This window comes from Rhizobium sp. 25PS6 (assembly GCF_032464655.1).
Classification (GTDB): Bacteria; Pseudomonadota; Alphaproteobacteria; order Rhizobiales; family Rhizobiaceae; genus Rhizobium; species Rhizobium laguerreae.
On sequence record NZ_JAWDIV010000013.1, the window covers coordinates 205819 to 222133 of the forward strand.

Below are 16315 nucleotides of genomic sequence, written 5' to 3' on the forward strand. Positions count from 1 at the left end.
ACCCCGGGGCGGAGACCAAATAAAGTCTCCGCCCTCCCTTTGCCGGTGGGCGCAGGCGCTCCATATCTGAAATTAGAAGACTGATATGAAGGGCGAAAAGCGCCCGGCTGTTGACGTTTTTTATTCTTAGGTCATGCTGTCAGGAAACGGCACGGTCTCGACAAGGAAATTTCCGCGACAAATGAATACGCAGACAACGCCATCCCCGCAGTTTTATCTGACGGCTCCGGCTGCGTGTCCGTACCTGCCGCATGAGATGGAGCGCAAGGTGTTCACCCATCTGGTCGGCCCGCGCGCCGCCGAGATGAACGACATCCTGACGCAGGGCGGTTTTCGCCGCTCGCAGAACATCGCTTATCGCCCGGCCTGCGAATCCTGTCGCGCCTGTGTTTCCGTGCGAATTCTCGCCGAGGAATTCGAACCGACGAAATCGATGAAGCGGGTGCTTGCCGCTAATTCCGACGTCATCGCTACCGAATTCGCAGCCCAGCCTTCCAGCGAGCAATATTCGCTCTTCCGACGCTATCTCGATTTTCGCCACCAGCAGGGCGGCATGTCCGACATGACCGTGCTCGACTATGCCATCATGGTGGAAGACACGCATGTGAATACGAGAATCATCGAATATCGCCTGCGTGAGGAAGGCTCGGGACTGGAGCAGCGCCCGAAGGGCGAGCTGCTTGGCGCTGCGCTGACCGACACGATGAGCGACGGGCTGTCGATGGTCTATTCCTATTTCAATCCGGCACTCGAGCGGCGTTCGCTCGGCACCTTCATGATTCTCGATCATGTCAGGCGCACGAAAGCGCTGGGACTGCCGCATGTCTACCTGGGCTACTGGGTTCAAGGGTCGCGGAAAATGGACTACAAGACGCGCTTCCAGCCGCAGGAGCATCTGACCCCGCGCGGCTGGGAACGCTTCGATCCCTCATCCATGCCCGAGAGCACCCACGACTGAATGTTCCCCACCGCTCTTTCCGACCATCGGAAGGGCCTGCTGCTGACGGCGATCGGCGGGCTGGCGCTTTCCGTGGATATCCCGCTGATGAGGCTCGCCGACGGCGAGCTGTGGTCGATCCTGGCCGCGAGAAGCATCGCGACCCTTGGCGTGACGCTTCTGGTCGCCACAGTGCTCAGGATCGCCAATGGGCGCTGGCCGCTGCTGGTGCCGGGCTGGCCGGGCCTCGTCACCGGTCTGCTCTACGGCCTGACGACGGTGGTCTTCCTTCTCGCCGTTTTCAACACCTCGACGGCGAATGTCGTTTTTCATCGTCGCCTTCAATCCGATGTTCGCCGCGCTTCTTTCCTGGATTTTCCTCAAGGAGCGGCCGGCGCTGGCAACGCTGATCGCCATGGCGGCGATGATCTTCGGCGTCGGCCTGATCGTGCGGGACGGGCTTTCGGGCGGCCATCTCTTCGGCGATATTATGGCGCTGCTTACCGCCTTGATCATTGCCGCCGCCATCACCATCAGCCGCGCATCGCGCCGGGAGATGGGCTTTGTCTCGCTGCTTTCGACGGTGCTGCCGGCGGCGGTCGGCCTGATCTTAATCATGCCGGCAGGCGGTTTTTCGATCGAGCATCCGGCCTGGATCCTCTTTAACGGCGCGGTCATGATGCCGCTTGCCCTCTGGTGTCTGGCGACCGGGCCGCGTTACCTCTCCGCGCCGGAGGTGGGCATGTTCTACCTCCTCGAAACCGTGCTCGCACCGATCTGGGTCTGGCTGATCTTTGCGGAAACGCCGGCGCCGATGACGCTGGTCGGCGGCGGCATCCTGGTGATGGCGATCGCAGCGCATTCCGTCTGGATGGTGCAAAGAAGAAGCATCAGGCAAATGGCGGGTTAAGACATTGTCGTCTGCTCGACTTGATGTTATAACTCCGTTACCACAGAGGGCAAAGCGATGAACGTCACAATCCGCAAGATCGGAAATTCCGAGGGTGTAATCATCCCTAAAGAGGTGCTGCAGCGGTTGGGCCTGAGTAGCGGCGACAGCCTCGAACTGCGAGAGATCGAGGGTAATATTCAGCTTGTACCGGAATCGGCCGATCTCGCCGAGCAAATGCGGGCAGCCCGCATCGGCATGGAAAAATATCGGGTGGCACTCCGCGAACTCGCGAAATGATACGGCTTAAGTGGCTAAGCCGCCAAGCAATTGAAAATATGCACGATGAGCAAATTGCCGAGCATGGCGGTCTGGCTGGCCTGCGGGATGCCAACGCATTGGAAACCAGCTTGGCACGCCCGCTTAACAAGGCTGCATACGGCGAGACGGACATCTTCGTACTCGCCGCAGCCTATCTCTATGCCATTGTCAGAAACCACCCATTCGTGGATGGAAACAAGCGTACCGGCTATCTCGCGGCGTTTACCTTTCTCTACATCAACCGCTATGTCATCAATGCCGACAACGCGCAGGTTATTGCATTTGTATTAGAGGTAGCCGCCGGCGAGATCGACGAAGAAGGTGCGACCCGCTTCCTGCGGGATTTCTGCATACCGCTCAACCCGTCGCCTTGAACTGCTGCTGCTCCAGTTCCCTGCCAAGCCCCTCGACCACATGAGCCCAGCCCTTCCTGGTCTTTTCCTCCTGTTCGGCCCATTCGGCGCACATTTCATGGGTCAGCGTCAGACGACTGCCGCCGTCGAGAGGCTCGATGTCGATCTCGACGCGGTCGCAATTGTGATCATGCTCCTCGACGGAAAAGCTGAAGACCATGCGCTGCGGGCGCTTCAATTCCAGGAAAACGCCCTGATGAAAAGCGTCGCCGGTCGGGCGGCGGTCGACGACGAAGAAACGGCCGCCGACACGCGGATCGATATCGGCGCGAATGACATGACCGTCATCGGTCGCAAACAAGAAGCGGCGGGCGATTTCGGGGTTGAGCCAGGCGTCGTAGACGACAGCGGGCGGCGCTTTGTAGGTGTGGCTGACATGCAATTTGATGGTGCTGGCGGGCATCGATTTTCCTCCGTTAATGGCGCGCGCACTTTCCCCAAGCGCACGGGCCACGGCCATTCCGTCCGCCTTCGGAGCCGGCCTGTTCATATTTTTGGTAACAGGAGTGAAATAGAGGAATTGTCGCGCCCGCCAAGAGTCGGGCGCGGAATTTTTAGGCCTCAGCCGGCGAATTTGCCGCTGCGCGGGAAGCCCTTGGGCACGGTGCGACCGGCAGTGGCGCGGTCGGCCAACCATTCGGCAAGTTCGTCCTTGTTCTTCGTGAACGTGCGGCCGGCGCTGTCTTCCCAGACGAGGCCGTCTGATATCGCGAAGCAGCGGACATCGGAAATGCCGCCATCCTTGTAGCGCTGCAGACGCACGCCCTTGCCGCGCGACATTTCCGGCACTTGCGCTAAGGGGAAGACCAGCAGCTTGCGATTTTCGCCGACAACGGCGACATGGTCGCCGCTGACGGGCACGAGCAACTGCGTTTCCTCGGGCAGCGCGACGTTCATGATCTGCTTGCCCTTGCGGGTATTGGCGACCAGCTCGGCCTCCGAAACGACGAAGCCGTTGCCGGCGGTCGAGACAATCAGCTGCTTGCGCGAGGGATCATGGACGAAAGCGGTCAGCACCGCCTGGTCGTTATCCATATCGACGATGATGCGCAGCGGCTCGCCGTGACCGCGGCCGCCCGGCAGCTTGTCGCCACCGAGCGTGAAGGCCTTGCCGCCGGTGGTGACGATCAGGATCTTGTCCGTCGTCTGCGCCGGGAAGGCGATCCTCAAGCCGTCGCCTTCCTTGAAGGTCAGCGCCGCCGTATCGGCGATATGGCCCTTCAACGCGCGGATCCAGCCCTTTTCGGAAATGACGACGGTGATCGGTTCCTTCTCGATCATCGCCTGCTGAATTGCTTCCTCATCGGTCTCGGGCGCGTCGGCAAACTGGGTGCGGCGGCGGCCGACCTCGGTCGCCTTGGCGAATTTCTTCTTCACTTCGCCGATTTCCCAGGCGACCGTCTGCCACTGCTTGTCGTCGGAGGAAAGCAACGCCTCGATCTCGCCCTTCTCCTTGGTGAGTTCGCCGAATTCCTTGCGGATCTCGAACTCTTCCAGCTTGCGCAAGGCGCGCAACCGCATATTGAGGATCGCCTCGACCTGATTGTCGGTGAGATCCCAGCGCGCCATCATCACCGGCTTCGGCTCGTCCTCCTCGCGGATGATGCGGATGACCTCATCGATGTTGAGGTAGGCGACCAGCAGGCCGCTGAGGATTTCGAGGCGTCTGTCGATCGCCGCCAGACGGAAGCGCGAACGGCGCTGCAGGACTTCGCGGCGGTGATCCAGCCACTCCTTCAGCACCTCGTTCAGCGCCATGACCCGCGGGATGCGGCCCATGGAGAGCACGTTCATGTTGAGCGGGAAGCGGCTTTCGAGCTCCGTCAGCTTGAACATCGATTCCATCAGGATCGTCGGATCGACGCTGCGGGTCTTCGGCACCAGCACGACACGAATGTCTTCGGCCGATTCGTCGCGGATATCTTCCAGCAGCGGCAGCTTGCGGGCGATCAGCAGCTCGGCGATCTTCTCGATCAGCCGCGATTTCTGCACCTGGAAGGGAATTTCGGTGATGACGATCTGGTAGCCGCCGCGGCCGAGATCTTCCGTCTGCCATTTCGCCCGTACGCGGAAACCGCCGCGGCCGGTGCGGTAGCTCTCGATAATGCTTTCGCGGTTGTCGATGATGATGCCGCCGGTGGGGAAATCCGGGCCGGGAATGAATTCGACGAGCTTTTCGACGGTCGCATCGGGATGTTTGATCAGATGCAGGGCGGCATCGCAAAGCTCGTGGGCATTGTGCGACGGGATCGAGGTCGCCATGCCGACGGCGATGCCGGAGGAGCCGTTGGCGAGCAGGTTCGGGAAGGCGCCGGGAAGGACGACCGGCTCGGAATTCGATTCGTCGTAAGTGTCGCGGAAATCGACGGCATCCTGATCGATGCCTTCGAGCAGCAGTTCGGAAACCGCCGTCATCTTCGATTCGGTGTAACGCATAGCGGCGGGGCTATCGCCGTCGATATTGCCGAAATTGCCCTGGCCGTTGACCAGCGTGTAGCGCTGCGAGAAATCCTGGGCGAGACGGGCAAGCGCATCGTAAATCGACTGGTCGCCGTGCGGATGGTAGTTACCCATCACCTCGCCGACGATCTTGGCGCATTTCCTGAAGGCCGAGTTCGGCCTCAGCCCCATCTCGTTCATCGCATAAACGATGCGGCGATGGACAGGCTTCAGCCCGTCGCGCACGTCAGGCAAGGCGCGGTGCATGATGGTCGACAACGCATAGGCAAGGTAACGCTGCTCGAGCGCCGCCTTGAGGTCGACCGGCTGGATGTGATCGTCGTCTCCGCCTGAAGGCGGCAAAATCTCTTGTCCCATAGGTTCTGACTAGCTCAGAAGAGGCCGGCGGGCAAGGAATCGGGGCCATTGCAGCTGTGGATGAAGTCTTCGGACCGTCATCAAAGGATGAGACAAACGCGCCGCCGCAATTTGGACTTCGTTTGCCGTTCCTCTCAACAAAAATTTAGAGGTCGGCAAATATAAAGCAGGTCCAATCCGTAGTAGCGTCACTGCAGATTTCCAACCGCCACCACGCCACCAGAGGAACCACCCCATGAACTTTTACCGGACAACGCGGCTGATGCTGTCGAGCGCAGCCTTTTTATCGCTTGCCGGCTCGGCTTTCGCTCTCGACGGTGCCGATCTGCTGAAGAAGCTCAATGCCGCCTATGCCGCACAAGGCGGAACCATTTCGGCTGACAGCGTCGATATCGACGGCACGACCGCGACGCTGAAGAATGTCAGCGTCAAATCGGCCGGTGGCGAAAGCCTGGCCGTTGGCGAAGTCACTCTTTCCGGCGTCGAAGAAGACGAGGATGGCGGCTATTACATCGAAGAGGCCGCCTTCCCCGATATCAACACCACGAAAGACGGCGTCACGGTCACGGCGCAGGAGCTGACGCTCGGCGGCATCTCGATCCCGGCAACGCCGGGCGGCGACACGCTCGATACCATGATGCTCTACGAAACTGCCCATACCGGCCCGCTGAAGGTGGTCAAGGATGGGGCGGAATTGTTCTCGGTGCTCGAAAGCGACGTCAACCTGACGCTGCGCGAAGACGAATCCGGCTTCGATTTCGACGGCGCCTTCAAAAGCATGAAAGCCGATCTCAGCAAAGCCGAGGATCCGCAGAGCAAGGACGCAATCGAGAAGCTGGCCCTGCAGCACATCCAGGGCGACATCACCATGAAGGGTGCCTGGGAACTTGCCCCCGGCACGATCGACATTTCGGAATTCGCCTTCGACTTCACCAACATCGGCAAGCTGAACCTTGGCTTCAAGATCTCGGGCTACACGATGGCCTTCGTGAAGTCGCTGCAGGATGCGATGAAGCAATCCGAAGCCAACCCGAACAAGGAAGAGTCGCAACAAGCGCTTGGCCTTGCCATGCTCGGCCTGATGCAGCAGTTGTCCTTCGAGGCCGCGCAGGTGCGTTTCGAAGACGCCTCGATCACCAAGCGCGCGCTCGATTATGCCGGTTCACAGCAGAACATATCCGGCAAGCAGATGGCGGATTCGTTGAAGGCGATGACGCCGATCATGCTGGCGCAGCTCAATATCCCGGAACTGCAAAACGCCATTTCGGCTGCGGTCAACACCTTCCTCGACGATCCGAAGAGCCTGACCGTCAAGGCCGCTCCTGAAAAGCCGGTGCCGTTCCCGACGATCGTGGGCGCCGCCATGGGCGCTCCGAACACGCTGCCGCAGGTGCTTGGCGTCAAGGTTACCGCCAACGACTGATCGCTTCGATCTCGCGGCGAAAAGGCCCGGCAGTTCGGTGCTGCCGGGCCTTTTCGTTTTCATGCGCGATGACGGGCGACCTCGGCGATGGCGAGGACTGCGATATCAAGCAACTCCCCTAGCGATGCGCCATCCCTCGCCTGCACCGACATGCCCTGGATGATGGCACCGAGGAACCGTGCCAGCGCGCGGGGGTTCGTCTCTGGCTTCATGTCGCCCTCGTGGATGCCACGCTCGATCCTCGCCGTGAAAGCGTCCAGCGACCGACGGCGCAGCGCCGCAACATGGTCGGCGATCACCTCGTTCTCGCTGGCGCAGTTCAGCACGGCCGTCGAGATCATGCAGCCTTTCGGATGCTCCGGCGCCGAGAAAATCTCAGCCGAGCCCCGCAATATGCGCTCGAAGGCGGAGACGGTGTCGATCGGCTCGCCGAGCACGGAAAAAGTGTCGGCGCCCAGCCCTCGGTATTGCTCCAGCGCAGCGCGGTAGAGATCGGCCTTCGAGTTGAAGGCGGCATAGAGGCTTTGCGGCGTGATACCCATGGCGGCGGTGAGATCGGCGATCGAGGCGCCCTCATATCCATGCGCCCAGAAAGTCTCGCGCGCCGCCGAGAGAACGGTGTCGCGGTCGAAGGCCGGCGGACGGCCGCGGCGGCGGGCGGTAGAATTTTCCACGTCTCGGCTATTTTTCACAATGATCACTCTAGAAATTCGAGGCAGCTTTCTGTATTCAGGAACGGTCATTGTGATTATAGAAGGTTTAATCTGATGAGTCTTCCCCTCGAAATGGCAGACGCCGACAGGAATTCATCGCTTGCAGCTGCAGTCGATGCGGCCATCACAAGTGCTCTCGACGACAAACGGCTTGTGGGAACGGTGGTGCTTATCGCCCGCGACGGAGAGATCGTCCATCGCCGCGCCGCCGGCCTTGCCGACCGCGAAAGCGGTCTGGCGATGCGCGAGGACACCGTCTTCAGGCTTGCCTCCATCACCAAGCCGATCGTCACCATCGCCGCAATGCGGCTCGTCGAGCAGGGAAGAATCGGGCTCGACGACCCGGTGACGAGATGGCTGCCGGACTTCCGGCCGAGGCTGCCTGACGGCAGTGAAGCAACCATTCGCATCCGCCACCTGCTGACCCATACGTCGGGCCTCAGCTACAGCTTCTTCGAAGAGGACGATTCTTATACCCGCGCCGGCGTTTCCGACGGCCTCGACAAACCCGGGCTGCCGCTGGCCGAAAACCTGCGGCGGATCGCCAGCACGCCACTGCGCTTCGCGCCGGGCAGCGACTGGCAATATTCCGTCGCCATGGATGTTCTGGGCGGCGTCATCGAGGCGGAAACCGGCGTGCCGCTGGGCGCGGCCGTCGCCGAACTGGTGACGAAACCGCTTGGACTTTCCGATACCGCGTTTTCGGTTCGCGACCACAGCCGGCTGGCAGCGGCCTATATGGACGCTTCACCCGAACCGGCGCTGATGGGCGAGACTGCGCTGGTGACGTCGCTGATGGGTCCCATCCGCTTCGCGCCGAACCGCATCTTCGACCCCGCCTCTTATCATTCGGGCGGCGCCGGCATGGCGGGAACGGCGGGTGATATCCTGACCATACTCGACACCATCCGCAGGGGTGGCGCACCGCTGCTCTCGACCGAAACTGTAGGGATGATGACGACGGACCAGGCTGACGGCCAGCGCCAGCGGCACGAACCCGGCTCCGGCTTTGGCTTCGGCTGGTCGGTCATCACCAATCCGGCCGAGGCAGGCGTCCCCTTCCCCAAGGGCACGCTGAAATGGGGCGGCGTCTACGGCCATAGCTGGTTCATCGACCCGGTCAATGGGCTGACCGTCGTTGCGCTGACCAACACGACGCTTGAAGGCATGTGGGGAAAATTCACGGTCGATCTTCGCGAGGCGATCTACGCGGCATTGTGACCGACCGAACCAAGCAGAAAAGCCCGGCGATTGCCGGGCTTTTGCATTCGGGATCAGGCGATCTCAATCTTTCTTGACGGGCGGGATCGGCCGGATCGACAGCTCGCGCAGCTGCGTCGGCGCTGCCGGGCTCGGCGCGCCCATCAGCAGGTCCTGGGCCTGCTGGTTCATCGGGAACAGCGAGATTTCGCGCAGGTTCTTCGCGCCGACGAGCAGCATGACGATACGGTCGATACCGAAGGCGGCGCCACCATGCGGGGGGGCGCCATACTGGAAGGCGCGGTAGAGGCCGCCGAAACGATCCTCGACATCCTGCTGGCTGAGGCCGACCTTCTCGAAGGCGGCGACCATGGTTTCCGGTGACTGGTTACGGATCGAGCCCGAGGCGATTTCGAAGCCGTTGCAGACGGCGTCGTACTGGAACGCCTTGATGGTCAGCGGATCCTGGTTCTGAAGCGCGTCGAGGCCGCCCTGCGGCATCGAGAATGGATTGTGGGCGAAATCGACCTTCTTTTCTTCCTCGCTCCATTCGAAGAACGGGAAGTCGACGATCCAGCAGAGTTCGAAACGGTCGCGATCGACAAGGTTCAGCTCTTCGCCGGCCTTGGTGCGGGCTTCACCGGCAAACTTGTAGAACTTCGCCGGATCGCCTGCAACGAAGAAGCAGGCGTCACCGTCATCGAGGCCGAGCTGGGTCCGGATCGCGTCGGTGCGCTCCTCGCCGATGTTCTTTGCCAGCGGGCCGGCGCCCTCGAGCTTGTCACCTTCCTTGCGCCAGAAGATGTAACCGAGGCCAGGCTGACCCGTCGACTGCGCCCAGGCATTCATGCGATCGCAGAACGCTCTGGAACCACCGGTCTTGGCCGGAATCGCCCAGATCTCGACCTTCGGGTTGGAGGCGATCATGCCTGCGAAAACCTTGAAGCCGGAGCCGGCGAAATGTTCGGTGACCGCTTCCATGACGATCGGGTTGCGCAGATCGGGCTTGTCGGAGCCATATTTGCGGATCGCCTCGTCATAGGGGATGCGCGGCCATTCCTTGGTGACCGGCTTGCCTTCGGCGAATTCCTCGAAGATCGAGGTCATCAGCGGACCCATCGTGTCCCAGACGTCTTCCTGGGTGACGAAGCTCATTTCCAGGTCGAGCTGGTAGAATTCGCCCGGCAGGCGATCAGCACGCGGGTCTTCGTCGCGGAAGCAGGGCGCGATCTGGAAGTAGCGGTCGAAGCCGGCAACCATCAGCAGCTGCTTGTACAGCTGCGGCGCCTGCGGCAAGGCATAGAAAGTGCCGGGATGGATGCGCGACGGCACGAGGAAGTCGCGCGCGCCTTCCGGCGAGGAGGCCGTCAGGATCGGGGTCGTATATTCGGTAAAGCCGACATTGCCCATTTCGCGGCGCATGGCCGAGATGACCTGGGTGCGCTTGACGATGTTCTTGTGCAGCGTTTCGCGGCGAAGATCGAGGAAACGATACTTCAGGCGGACGTCTTCGGGATAGTCCGGCTCGCCGAAGACCGGCAGCGGCAATTCCTTGGCAGCTGAGAGAACTTCGATCTCCTGAGCGTAGAGCTCGATCTCGCCCGTTGCCATGGTCTTGTTGACGGTATCTTCAGTGCGCGCCTTGACGAGGCCGTCGATACGGATGACCCATTCGCCGCGCACGGTTTCCGCCATCTTGAAGGCCGGGCTGTCCGGATCGGCGACCACTTGGGTGATGCCGTAATGGTCGCGAAGATCGATGAAGAGAACGCCGCCATGGTCGCGAACGCGGTGAACCCAGCCGGAGATACGGACGGTCGAGCCGACATCCGACTTGCGGAGGGCGGCGCATGTGTGGCTGCGATAGCGATGCATGATCTCAAATCCTGGCATGTGGCTTAAGACGGCAGCAAGGGTTCCAAGACCCTCAAGCGCCGACAAGAAAATCGGGCGGAAAAGCGCATGGACGCTCCGATTTGTCAAGGCTTGGCGCACACGGCCGAGCGTTTGACACGCGTTTATGGCGAGGCTGCGACCGGTATGCTGCGGCAGTTTGGCCGCGCTTCCCGTATTGCTGAAGCCGCCGGTCAACTTTAAAAGGATCGGCATTCTCACCGTGGAGCATCCGCATGCCTCTCCTTAGCCGACGCAACCTTTTGAAGGCATCCGCCGTTGCGGGCGCTTATGGCGTCGGCATCGGCATTGCCGGCAAATTCGGGTTTGCCGAGGCGGCTCCCGAGCCGCAGCAGCTGACGGCGGTGAAGACCGAAGCCATGCTGACCGAGGCGGGACCGACCAGGGATATCATGAGCTGGGGCCATGACGGCATGCCGCCGATTCTCAGGATGAGGAAGGGGCGGCCCTATGCGGCGCGGCTGAAAAACGGGCTCGACGAGCCGACGACGATCCACTGGCACGGGCTTCGCATCGACAACCGCATGGACGGCGTGCCGTTCATGACGCAGCCTTACGTCTATACCGGCGACAGCTTCGACTATGCCTTCACGCCGCCCGATGCCGGCACCTTCTGGTACCATCCGCATTGCAACACGCTGACGCAGATGGGGCATGGGATGACAGGCGTCATCGTCGTCGAAGATCCGGCCGATCCGCAATTCGATGCCGAGGTGGTGCTGAACCTGCGCGACTGGCGGCTCGGCGGCAACGGACAATTCATCGCCCCCTTCCGGCCGCGCGACGCTGCCAAGACCGGCACCTACGGCACGGTGCGCACCGCCAACTGGCACCAGGAACCGCGATACGACGCGCCGGCCGGCGGTCTGGTGCGGCTGCGCATTGCCGCCACCGACGTGACGCGGATCTTCTCGCTGAAGATGGAAGGCGCCGACGCCACCGTGATTGCGATCGACGGCAATCCGGTGCCGAAGCGTTTTTCCCTCGACCTCCTGCAGATCGGACCGGGTCAAAGGCTCGATCTTGCCGTGCGCATGCCTGATGGTGAAGGCACGGTCGCGACGCTGGAGGATATCCGCGGCACGGCGCCGAAGACGATCGCCAGCCTGCGCGCGATCGGATCGTCGTTGAAGCGCGCCATCGGCGATCTTGGGCCGCTTGTCGACAACCCCGTCCCGAAGGCCGATCTAACCGCTGCCGAGCAGATCCCACTGGTGCTGAGCGCCACTGCCGAGAATGCTAGCGCCGAAAGCATCTGCGGCACGCTCGGCTACAGTTTCTGGGCCATCAACAAGATGCCGTGGCCGGGCGACACGCCCGATCCGACGGCGCCGCTTGCGGAATTGAAGCTCGGCAAGAGCTATGTCTTCAATCTGGAGAATACCACGCCGCATGCGCATCCCATCCATCTGCATGGGATGAGCTTCACGGTGATCTCCTCCTCGATGCGGAAGGTGATGCCGCTCACCTCCGATACCTATCTCATTCAGCCGGACGAGAAAGTGCAGCTTGCCTTCGTCGCCGACAATCCCGGCGACTGGCTGCTGCATTGCCATATCATCGAGCACCAGAAGACGGGAATGACGAGCTATCTCAGGGTAAGCTGAGACTGCCTGCACTTTCACCGCGATTGCCGCCGTGCCTCAGTTTGGACGTGATTCTTAGCCAGCAATGCTCGAAGCGTATGCTGTTGTATTGACATATCGAACCGAAAGGAGAAGGAAGGTTTAACCGACCTTTTCCTTGCGAATGAATTGATATGATCGAAACCACCGCCGATTTGGCGGCCGCCTGCAAAGAGCTGGCCAAGTCAGACTTCATCACCATCGACACCGAATTCCTGCGCGAAACGACCTTCTGGCCGGAGCTCTGCCTGATCCAGATGGCAAGTCCGACGACGGAAGTCCTCGTCGATCCGCTTGCCAAGGGCATCGATCTCGCCCCCTTCTTCGAGCTGATGGCCGATACGAAGGTGCTGAAGGTCTTTCATGCTGCGCGCCAGGACATCGAAATCATCTTCAATCGCGGCAATCTCATACCGCATCCGATCTTCGACACGCAGGTCGCCGCCATGGTCTGCGGCTTCGGCGACAGCGTCTCCTATGACCAGTTGGTCAGCCGCATCAAGAACGTCCATATCGACAAGTCGTCGCGCTTCACCGACTGGAGCCGCCGGCCGCTTTCGGACAAACAGCTGGATTATGCGCTGGCCGACGTCACCCACCTGCGCGACGTCTACCTGTCGCTGAAGGCGGAACTCGAACGCGAAGGCCGCATCTCCTGGCTCTCCGAGGAAATGGACATTCTCGAGTCGCGCGAAACCTACGACATGCATCCAGACGATGCCTGGCAGCGGCTGAAGATGCGCCTGCGCAAGCCGCAGGAGCTGGCGATCCTGAAATTTGTCGCCGCCTGGCGTGAACGCGAGGCGCGGGCTCGCAACGTGCCGCGTTCGCGGGTGCTGAAGGATGATGCGATCTACGAGATTGCCCAGCAACAGCCCAAGGATACCGAGGCGCTCGGCCGTCTGCGCACCATTCCGAAAGGTTGGGAGCGTTCGACTTCCGGCGCCGCGGTCATCGAGGCCGTCAACACCGCTCTTGCTCTACCGAAGGCCGATATGCCGCATGTGCCACGCCAGGCGCAGGCGCCCGAAGGGGCCGCTGCTGCCGTCGAATTGCTGAAGGTTCTGCTGAAGCTGATTTCGGAAAAACACGGCGTGGCGCCGAAGGTGATCGCCAATAGCGAAGATCTCGACAAGATCGCCGCCGAGGGCGAGAAGGCCGAAGTCGCTGCCCTGCACGGCTGGCGGCGCGATCTTTTCGGCGAGCCGGCACTGCAACTGATCCAGGGCGCGATCGCTCTGCGCTTCGTCGACCGGAAGGTCGAAACCGTCAGCCTCTGAGGCGACTGCATCACGCCTTAAATCGGCATCGATTTAAGGATAGATTATGCAGTCATTCAAATGCCACAGCGCCGCGCGTCTGAAAAAGACGCGCGGCGCTGTAATTTCGAATTCGCTTGACGGTTTTTTCCGGCCTGAAACAATGGCGGGAAGAAACATCACGGCGCAGAGGCGGCATGCGGGAAATATCTCCGACACAGAATTGGATCCTGATCACGATCGTCCTTGCGGCCAGCGGCGTCATCTATGATCTGATGTTCTACTCCAATCAGACGCCGATCATCGGGGCGATCTTCGCACTCTTCATCGGCATGCCGATCCTCGCTTTCGAGCGCAAGGTGCTGTTTCGAGCACTCTACAGGCGCATCCAGAAGCTGCCGACTTTCGCCTTCATCATCACCGAGCTGCTGATCTACGAAATCCTGATGAGCATCGGCTTTGCCTGCGCCGGCCTGCTGCTCTGGTGGCTCGGCATGGTGAAGCCGGTGTCGCTCTTCGACCTCGTCATCATGCCGTTCGAAGTCTTCCTCTATGCGCTTGCGGTCTGCACGATGCTGATCTTCGTCTTGCGTGTGCGGGAACTGCTTGGTCGTGAAGTTTTCCTCAGCATGCTCATCAGCCGCTACCGCAATCCGGTCAAGGAAGAGCGCGTCTTCCTGTTCATCGACCTCGTCGATTCGACGGCTTTTGCCGAGAAGCACGGCGACCTCAGGGCGCAACAACTGCTGAGCTCGCTGTTTGCGACCTTCGCCGAGCCCGTCAGGCGTAACAAGGGCATGATCAACGACTATGTCGGCGATGCTGCGATCATCACCTGGCCACTTGCCCGCGGCGTCAAGGATGCGCGTTGCGTGCGCTGCATCTTCGATATCCTCGCCGATATCGAAGCCAATGCCGCCGGCTGGCGAAAGAATTACGGGCAGGTGCCGAAGCTCCGCGCCGCCCTCCACGGTGGCGAGATCATCACTGCCGAAATCGGCGTCGACCATCACAAGATCAGCTATTTCGGCGATACGGTGAACACCACTGCCCGACTGGAGACGCTCTGCCGCAGTCTGAACCGATCGGTGCTGATCTCCAGCGAGCTTGCCAGGCGCATGAAATTTCCCGACGACATATCCTGCGAGGATCTCGGCACCCATGCGGTGAAGGGACGCGGCCAGGCGCTCGGGGTCATGGCGCTTTCCTCGCGCGCGGTCACCGTGCTGAACACGCCGGCGGTCATTCTGCACGGCTGAGCACGGTCTTAACCTCACGTCACCAAAGCTTCACCCAACCGTCAATTCGCTGACACGGAAGCCCTGCTAAGCGGAAGGCCTTTGCAATCCGTTCCACGGGGATATTATGAAGAACGTCCTTTTTGCTTCCGTATCGCTTTTCATCCTGGTCGCGGGCTCCGCTTCGGCCGACCAGCAGCAGTTCCCGGCCAAGCTCACCGGCCAGGCGATCCTGCCTGCCAACACCATGGTTCCGGCGCCGGCCGACGCCCCCGAATTCCTCAAGCATTCCGGCAAGTTTACGACGCCGGACCGGAAACGCACTGAAGCGCTCGGCACCGTTCCCGGCAAGGATGGCGCCCGCATCACCGATCTGAAGCTTCCCTTCGACGGCCAGCCGATCCAGGGTTTCTCCGGCGTCAAGACGATGGCCGACGGCACCTTCTGGACGCTCTCCGACAACGGTTTCGGCTCGAAGTCCAACTCGTCGGACTCCATGCTCTTCCTGCACCAGATGAAGTTCGACTGGGCTGGCAACAAGGCTGAAGTCGTCAAGAACCTCTTTCTCTCCGATCCGAACAAGATCGCTCCGTTCCCGATCGTTCTCGAAGGCACCGACACGCGTTATCTCACCGGCGCCGACTTCGACATCGAATCGATCCAGCCGGTTGCCGACGGCTTCTGGCTCGGCGACGAATTTGGTCCCTACATCCTGAAGTTCGACATGTCAGGCCGCCTCACCGACGTCATCCCGACGACGCTCGACGGCAAGCCGGTGCTTTCGCCCGACAATCCGCTTCTCTCGGTTCCATCAAACCCGGCCGCGAAGATGCCGGTCTTCAATCTGAAGCGCTCCGGCGGCTTCGAAGGTCTCGCCATGTCGAAGGACGGCGCCAAGCTCTACGGCCTGCTCGAAGGCGCCATCTATAAGGATGACGGCACGGTGGAAACCATCGATGGCCACACCGCCGTCCGCGTCATCGAGTTCGATGTCGCTTCCAAGAAGTGGACCGGCCGCAGCTGGTTCTATCCGTTTGAGGACAAGGGTGTGTCGATCGGCGACTTCAACATGCTCGACGAGACGAGCGCTCTCGTCATCGAGCGCGACAACGGCGCCGGCACGACGGACAAGGCCTGCGCCGACCCGAAGCAGCCGAAGCCGGATTGCTTCGAAGCTCCGGCCGTGCTGAAGCGCGTCTACAAGATCGAGTTCAACGACGCCAATGTCGGCAAGGCCGTCCGCAAGATCGGCTATATCGACCTCATGAACATCCAGGATAGCGACAACAAGAAGAAGGCCGGCAGCAAGGACGGCGTCTACGACATGCCGTTCGTGACGATCGAAAACGTCGACCGTGTCGACGCCACGCACATCATCATCGGCAACGACAACAACCTGCCCTTCTCGGCCGGCCGCGCGGTCGACAAGGCCGACAATAACGAGTTCAGCCTGCTGGAAGTCGGCGAGTTCCTGAACGCGAAGTAGTTTGGGTTGATATGAGATAGAGGGCGGTGCGTAGGCGCCGCCCTTTTGGTGGTCGATATTTGGCGGAATGCCGTGTGTGC

Annotated in this window: 13 protein-coding genes and 1 pseudogene; 10 read left to right on the plus strand and 4 right to left on the minus strand. The window is 61.0% G+C overall.

Annotated elements, in window-relative coordinates; translation table 11 throughout:
* Positions 1–181 precede the first annotated feature (181 nt).
* From RWK44_RS20265 to RWK44_RS20280, 4 genes and pseudogenes are all read left to right on the plus strand, one after another.
* Positions 182–958 (plus strand): arginyltransferase, encoded by a 777-nt coding sequence (locus tag RWK44_RS20265; RefSeq protein WP_168303769.1) that lies wholly within the window; start codon positions 182–184, stop codon positions 956–958.
* Positions 959–1847: pseudogene (locus RWK44_RS20270) on the plus strand (DMT family transporter).
* A 57-nt stretch (positions 1848–1904) separates the two neighbouring features.
* Complete coding sequence (locus RWK44_RS20275; RefSeq protein WP_018070513.1) at positions 1905–2126, plus strand: AbrB/MazE/SpoVT family DNA-binding domain-containing protein; 222 nt, start codon at positions 1905–1907, stop codon at positions 2124–2126.
* Complete coding sequence (locus RWK44_RS20280) at positions 2123–2521, plus strand: type II toxin-antitoxin system death-on-curing family toxin (RefSeq protein ID WP_131664276.1); 399 nt, start codon at positions 2123–2125, stop codon at positions 2519–2521. The genes RWK44_RS20275 and RWK44_RS20280 overlap by 4 nt, the downstream gene beginning before the upstream one ends.
* Here the strand turns inward: RWK44_RS20280 and RWK44_RS20285 are convergent.
* On the minus strand, positions 2505–2963 hold the full coding sequence (locus RWK44_RS20285; protein ID WP_020049402.1) for an SRPBCC family protein: 459 nt from the start codon (positions 2961–2963) through the stop codon (positions 2505–2507). The genes RWK44_RS20280 and RWK44_RS20285 overlap by 17 nt on opposite strands.
* A gap of 158 nt (positions 2964–3121) precedes the next feature.
* Positions 3122–5377, minus strand: coding sequence for a DNA topoisomerase IV subunit A (gene parC / locus RWK44_RS20290; protein ID WP_316029308.1), 2256 nt, complete (start codon positions 5375–5377; stop codon positions 3122–3124).
* 235 nt (positions 5378–5612) lie between these two features.
* On the opposite strand from parC, the gene RWK44_RS20295 reads away from it, so the two are divergent.
* Positions 5613–6800, plus strand: coding sequence for a hypothetical protein (locus RWK44_RS20295; protein WP_077976180.1), 1188 nt, complete (start codon positions 5613–5615; stop codon positions 6798–6800).
* Between the two features lie 59 nt (positions 6801–6859).
* Here RWK44_RS20295 and RWK44_RS20300 read toward each other — a convergent pair whose 3' ends face one another.
* Positions 6860–7501, minus strand: a complete 642-nt coding sequence (locus RWK44_RS20300) for a TetR/AcrR family transcriptional regulator (protein ID WP_221999573.1) — start codon at positions 7499–7501, stop codon at positions 6860–6862.
* 66 nt (positions 7502–7567) lie between these two features.
* On the opposite strand from RWK44_RS20300, the gene RWK44_RS20305 reads away from it, so the two are divergent.
* On the plus strand, positions 7568–8734 hold the full coding sequence (locus tag RWK44_RS20305; RefSeq protein ID WP_077976178.1) for a serine hydrolase domain-containing protein: 1167 nt from the start codon (positions 7568–7570) through the stop codon (positions 8732–8734).
* Between the two features lie 63 nt (positions 8735–8797).
* Here the strand turns inward: RWK44_RS20305 and aspS are convergent, their stop codons facing one another.
* Positions 8798–10588, minus strand: a complete 1791-nt coding sequence (gene aspS, locus RWK44_RS20310) for an aspartate--tRNA ligase (RefSeq protein ID WP_072640771.1) — start codon at positions 10586–10588, stop codon at positions 8798–8800.
* 254 nt (positions 10589–10842) lie between these two features.
* On the opposite strand from aspS, the gene RWK44_RS20315 reads away from it, so the two are divergent.
* The 4 genes from RWK44_RS20315 to RWK44_RS20330 all read left to right on the plus strand — a co-directional run bounded on the left by RWK44_RS20315 (position 10843) and on the right by RWK44_RS20330 (position 16235).
* Complete coding sequence (locus RWK44_RS20315; RefSeq protein WP_316029309.1) at positions 10843–12234, plus strand: multicopper oxidase family protein; 1392 nt, start codon at positions 10843–10845, stop codon at positions 12232–12234.
* A 152-nt stretch (positions 12235–12386) separates the two neighbouring features.
* A complete protein-coding gene (rnd, locus tag RWK44_RS20320; RefSeq protein WP_020049396.1) occupies positions 12387–13532 on the plus strand; it encodes a ribonuclease D in 1146 nt (381 codons plus the stop codon).
* A gap of 176 nt (positions 13533–13708) precedes the next feature.
* Positions 13709–14770 carry an adenylate/guanylate cyclase domain-containing protein gene (locus tag RWK44_RS20325; RefSeq protein WP_020049395.1) on the plus strand — a complete coding sequence of 354 codons (1062 nt, stop codon included), beginning with the start codon at positions 13709–13711 and terminating at the stop codon, positions 14768–14770.
* A gap of 106 nt (positions 14771–14876) precedes the next feature.
* Entirely contained in the window at positions 14877–16235 is a 1359-nt protein-coding gene (locus tag RWK44_RS20330) for an esterase-like activity of phytase family protein (RefSeq protein WP_316029310.1), read from the plus strand.
* The last annotated feature ends 80 nt before the right edge of the window (positions 16236–16315 follow it).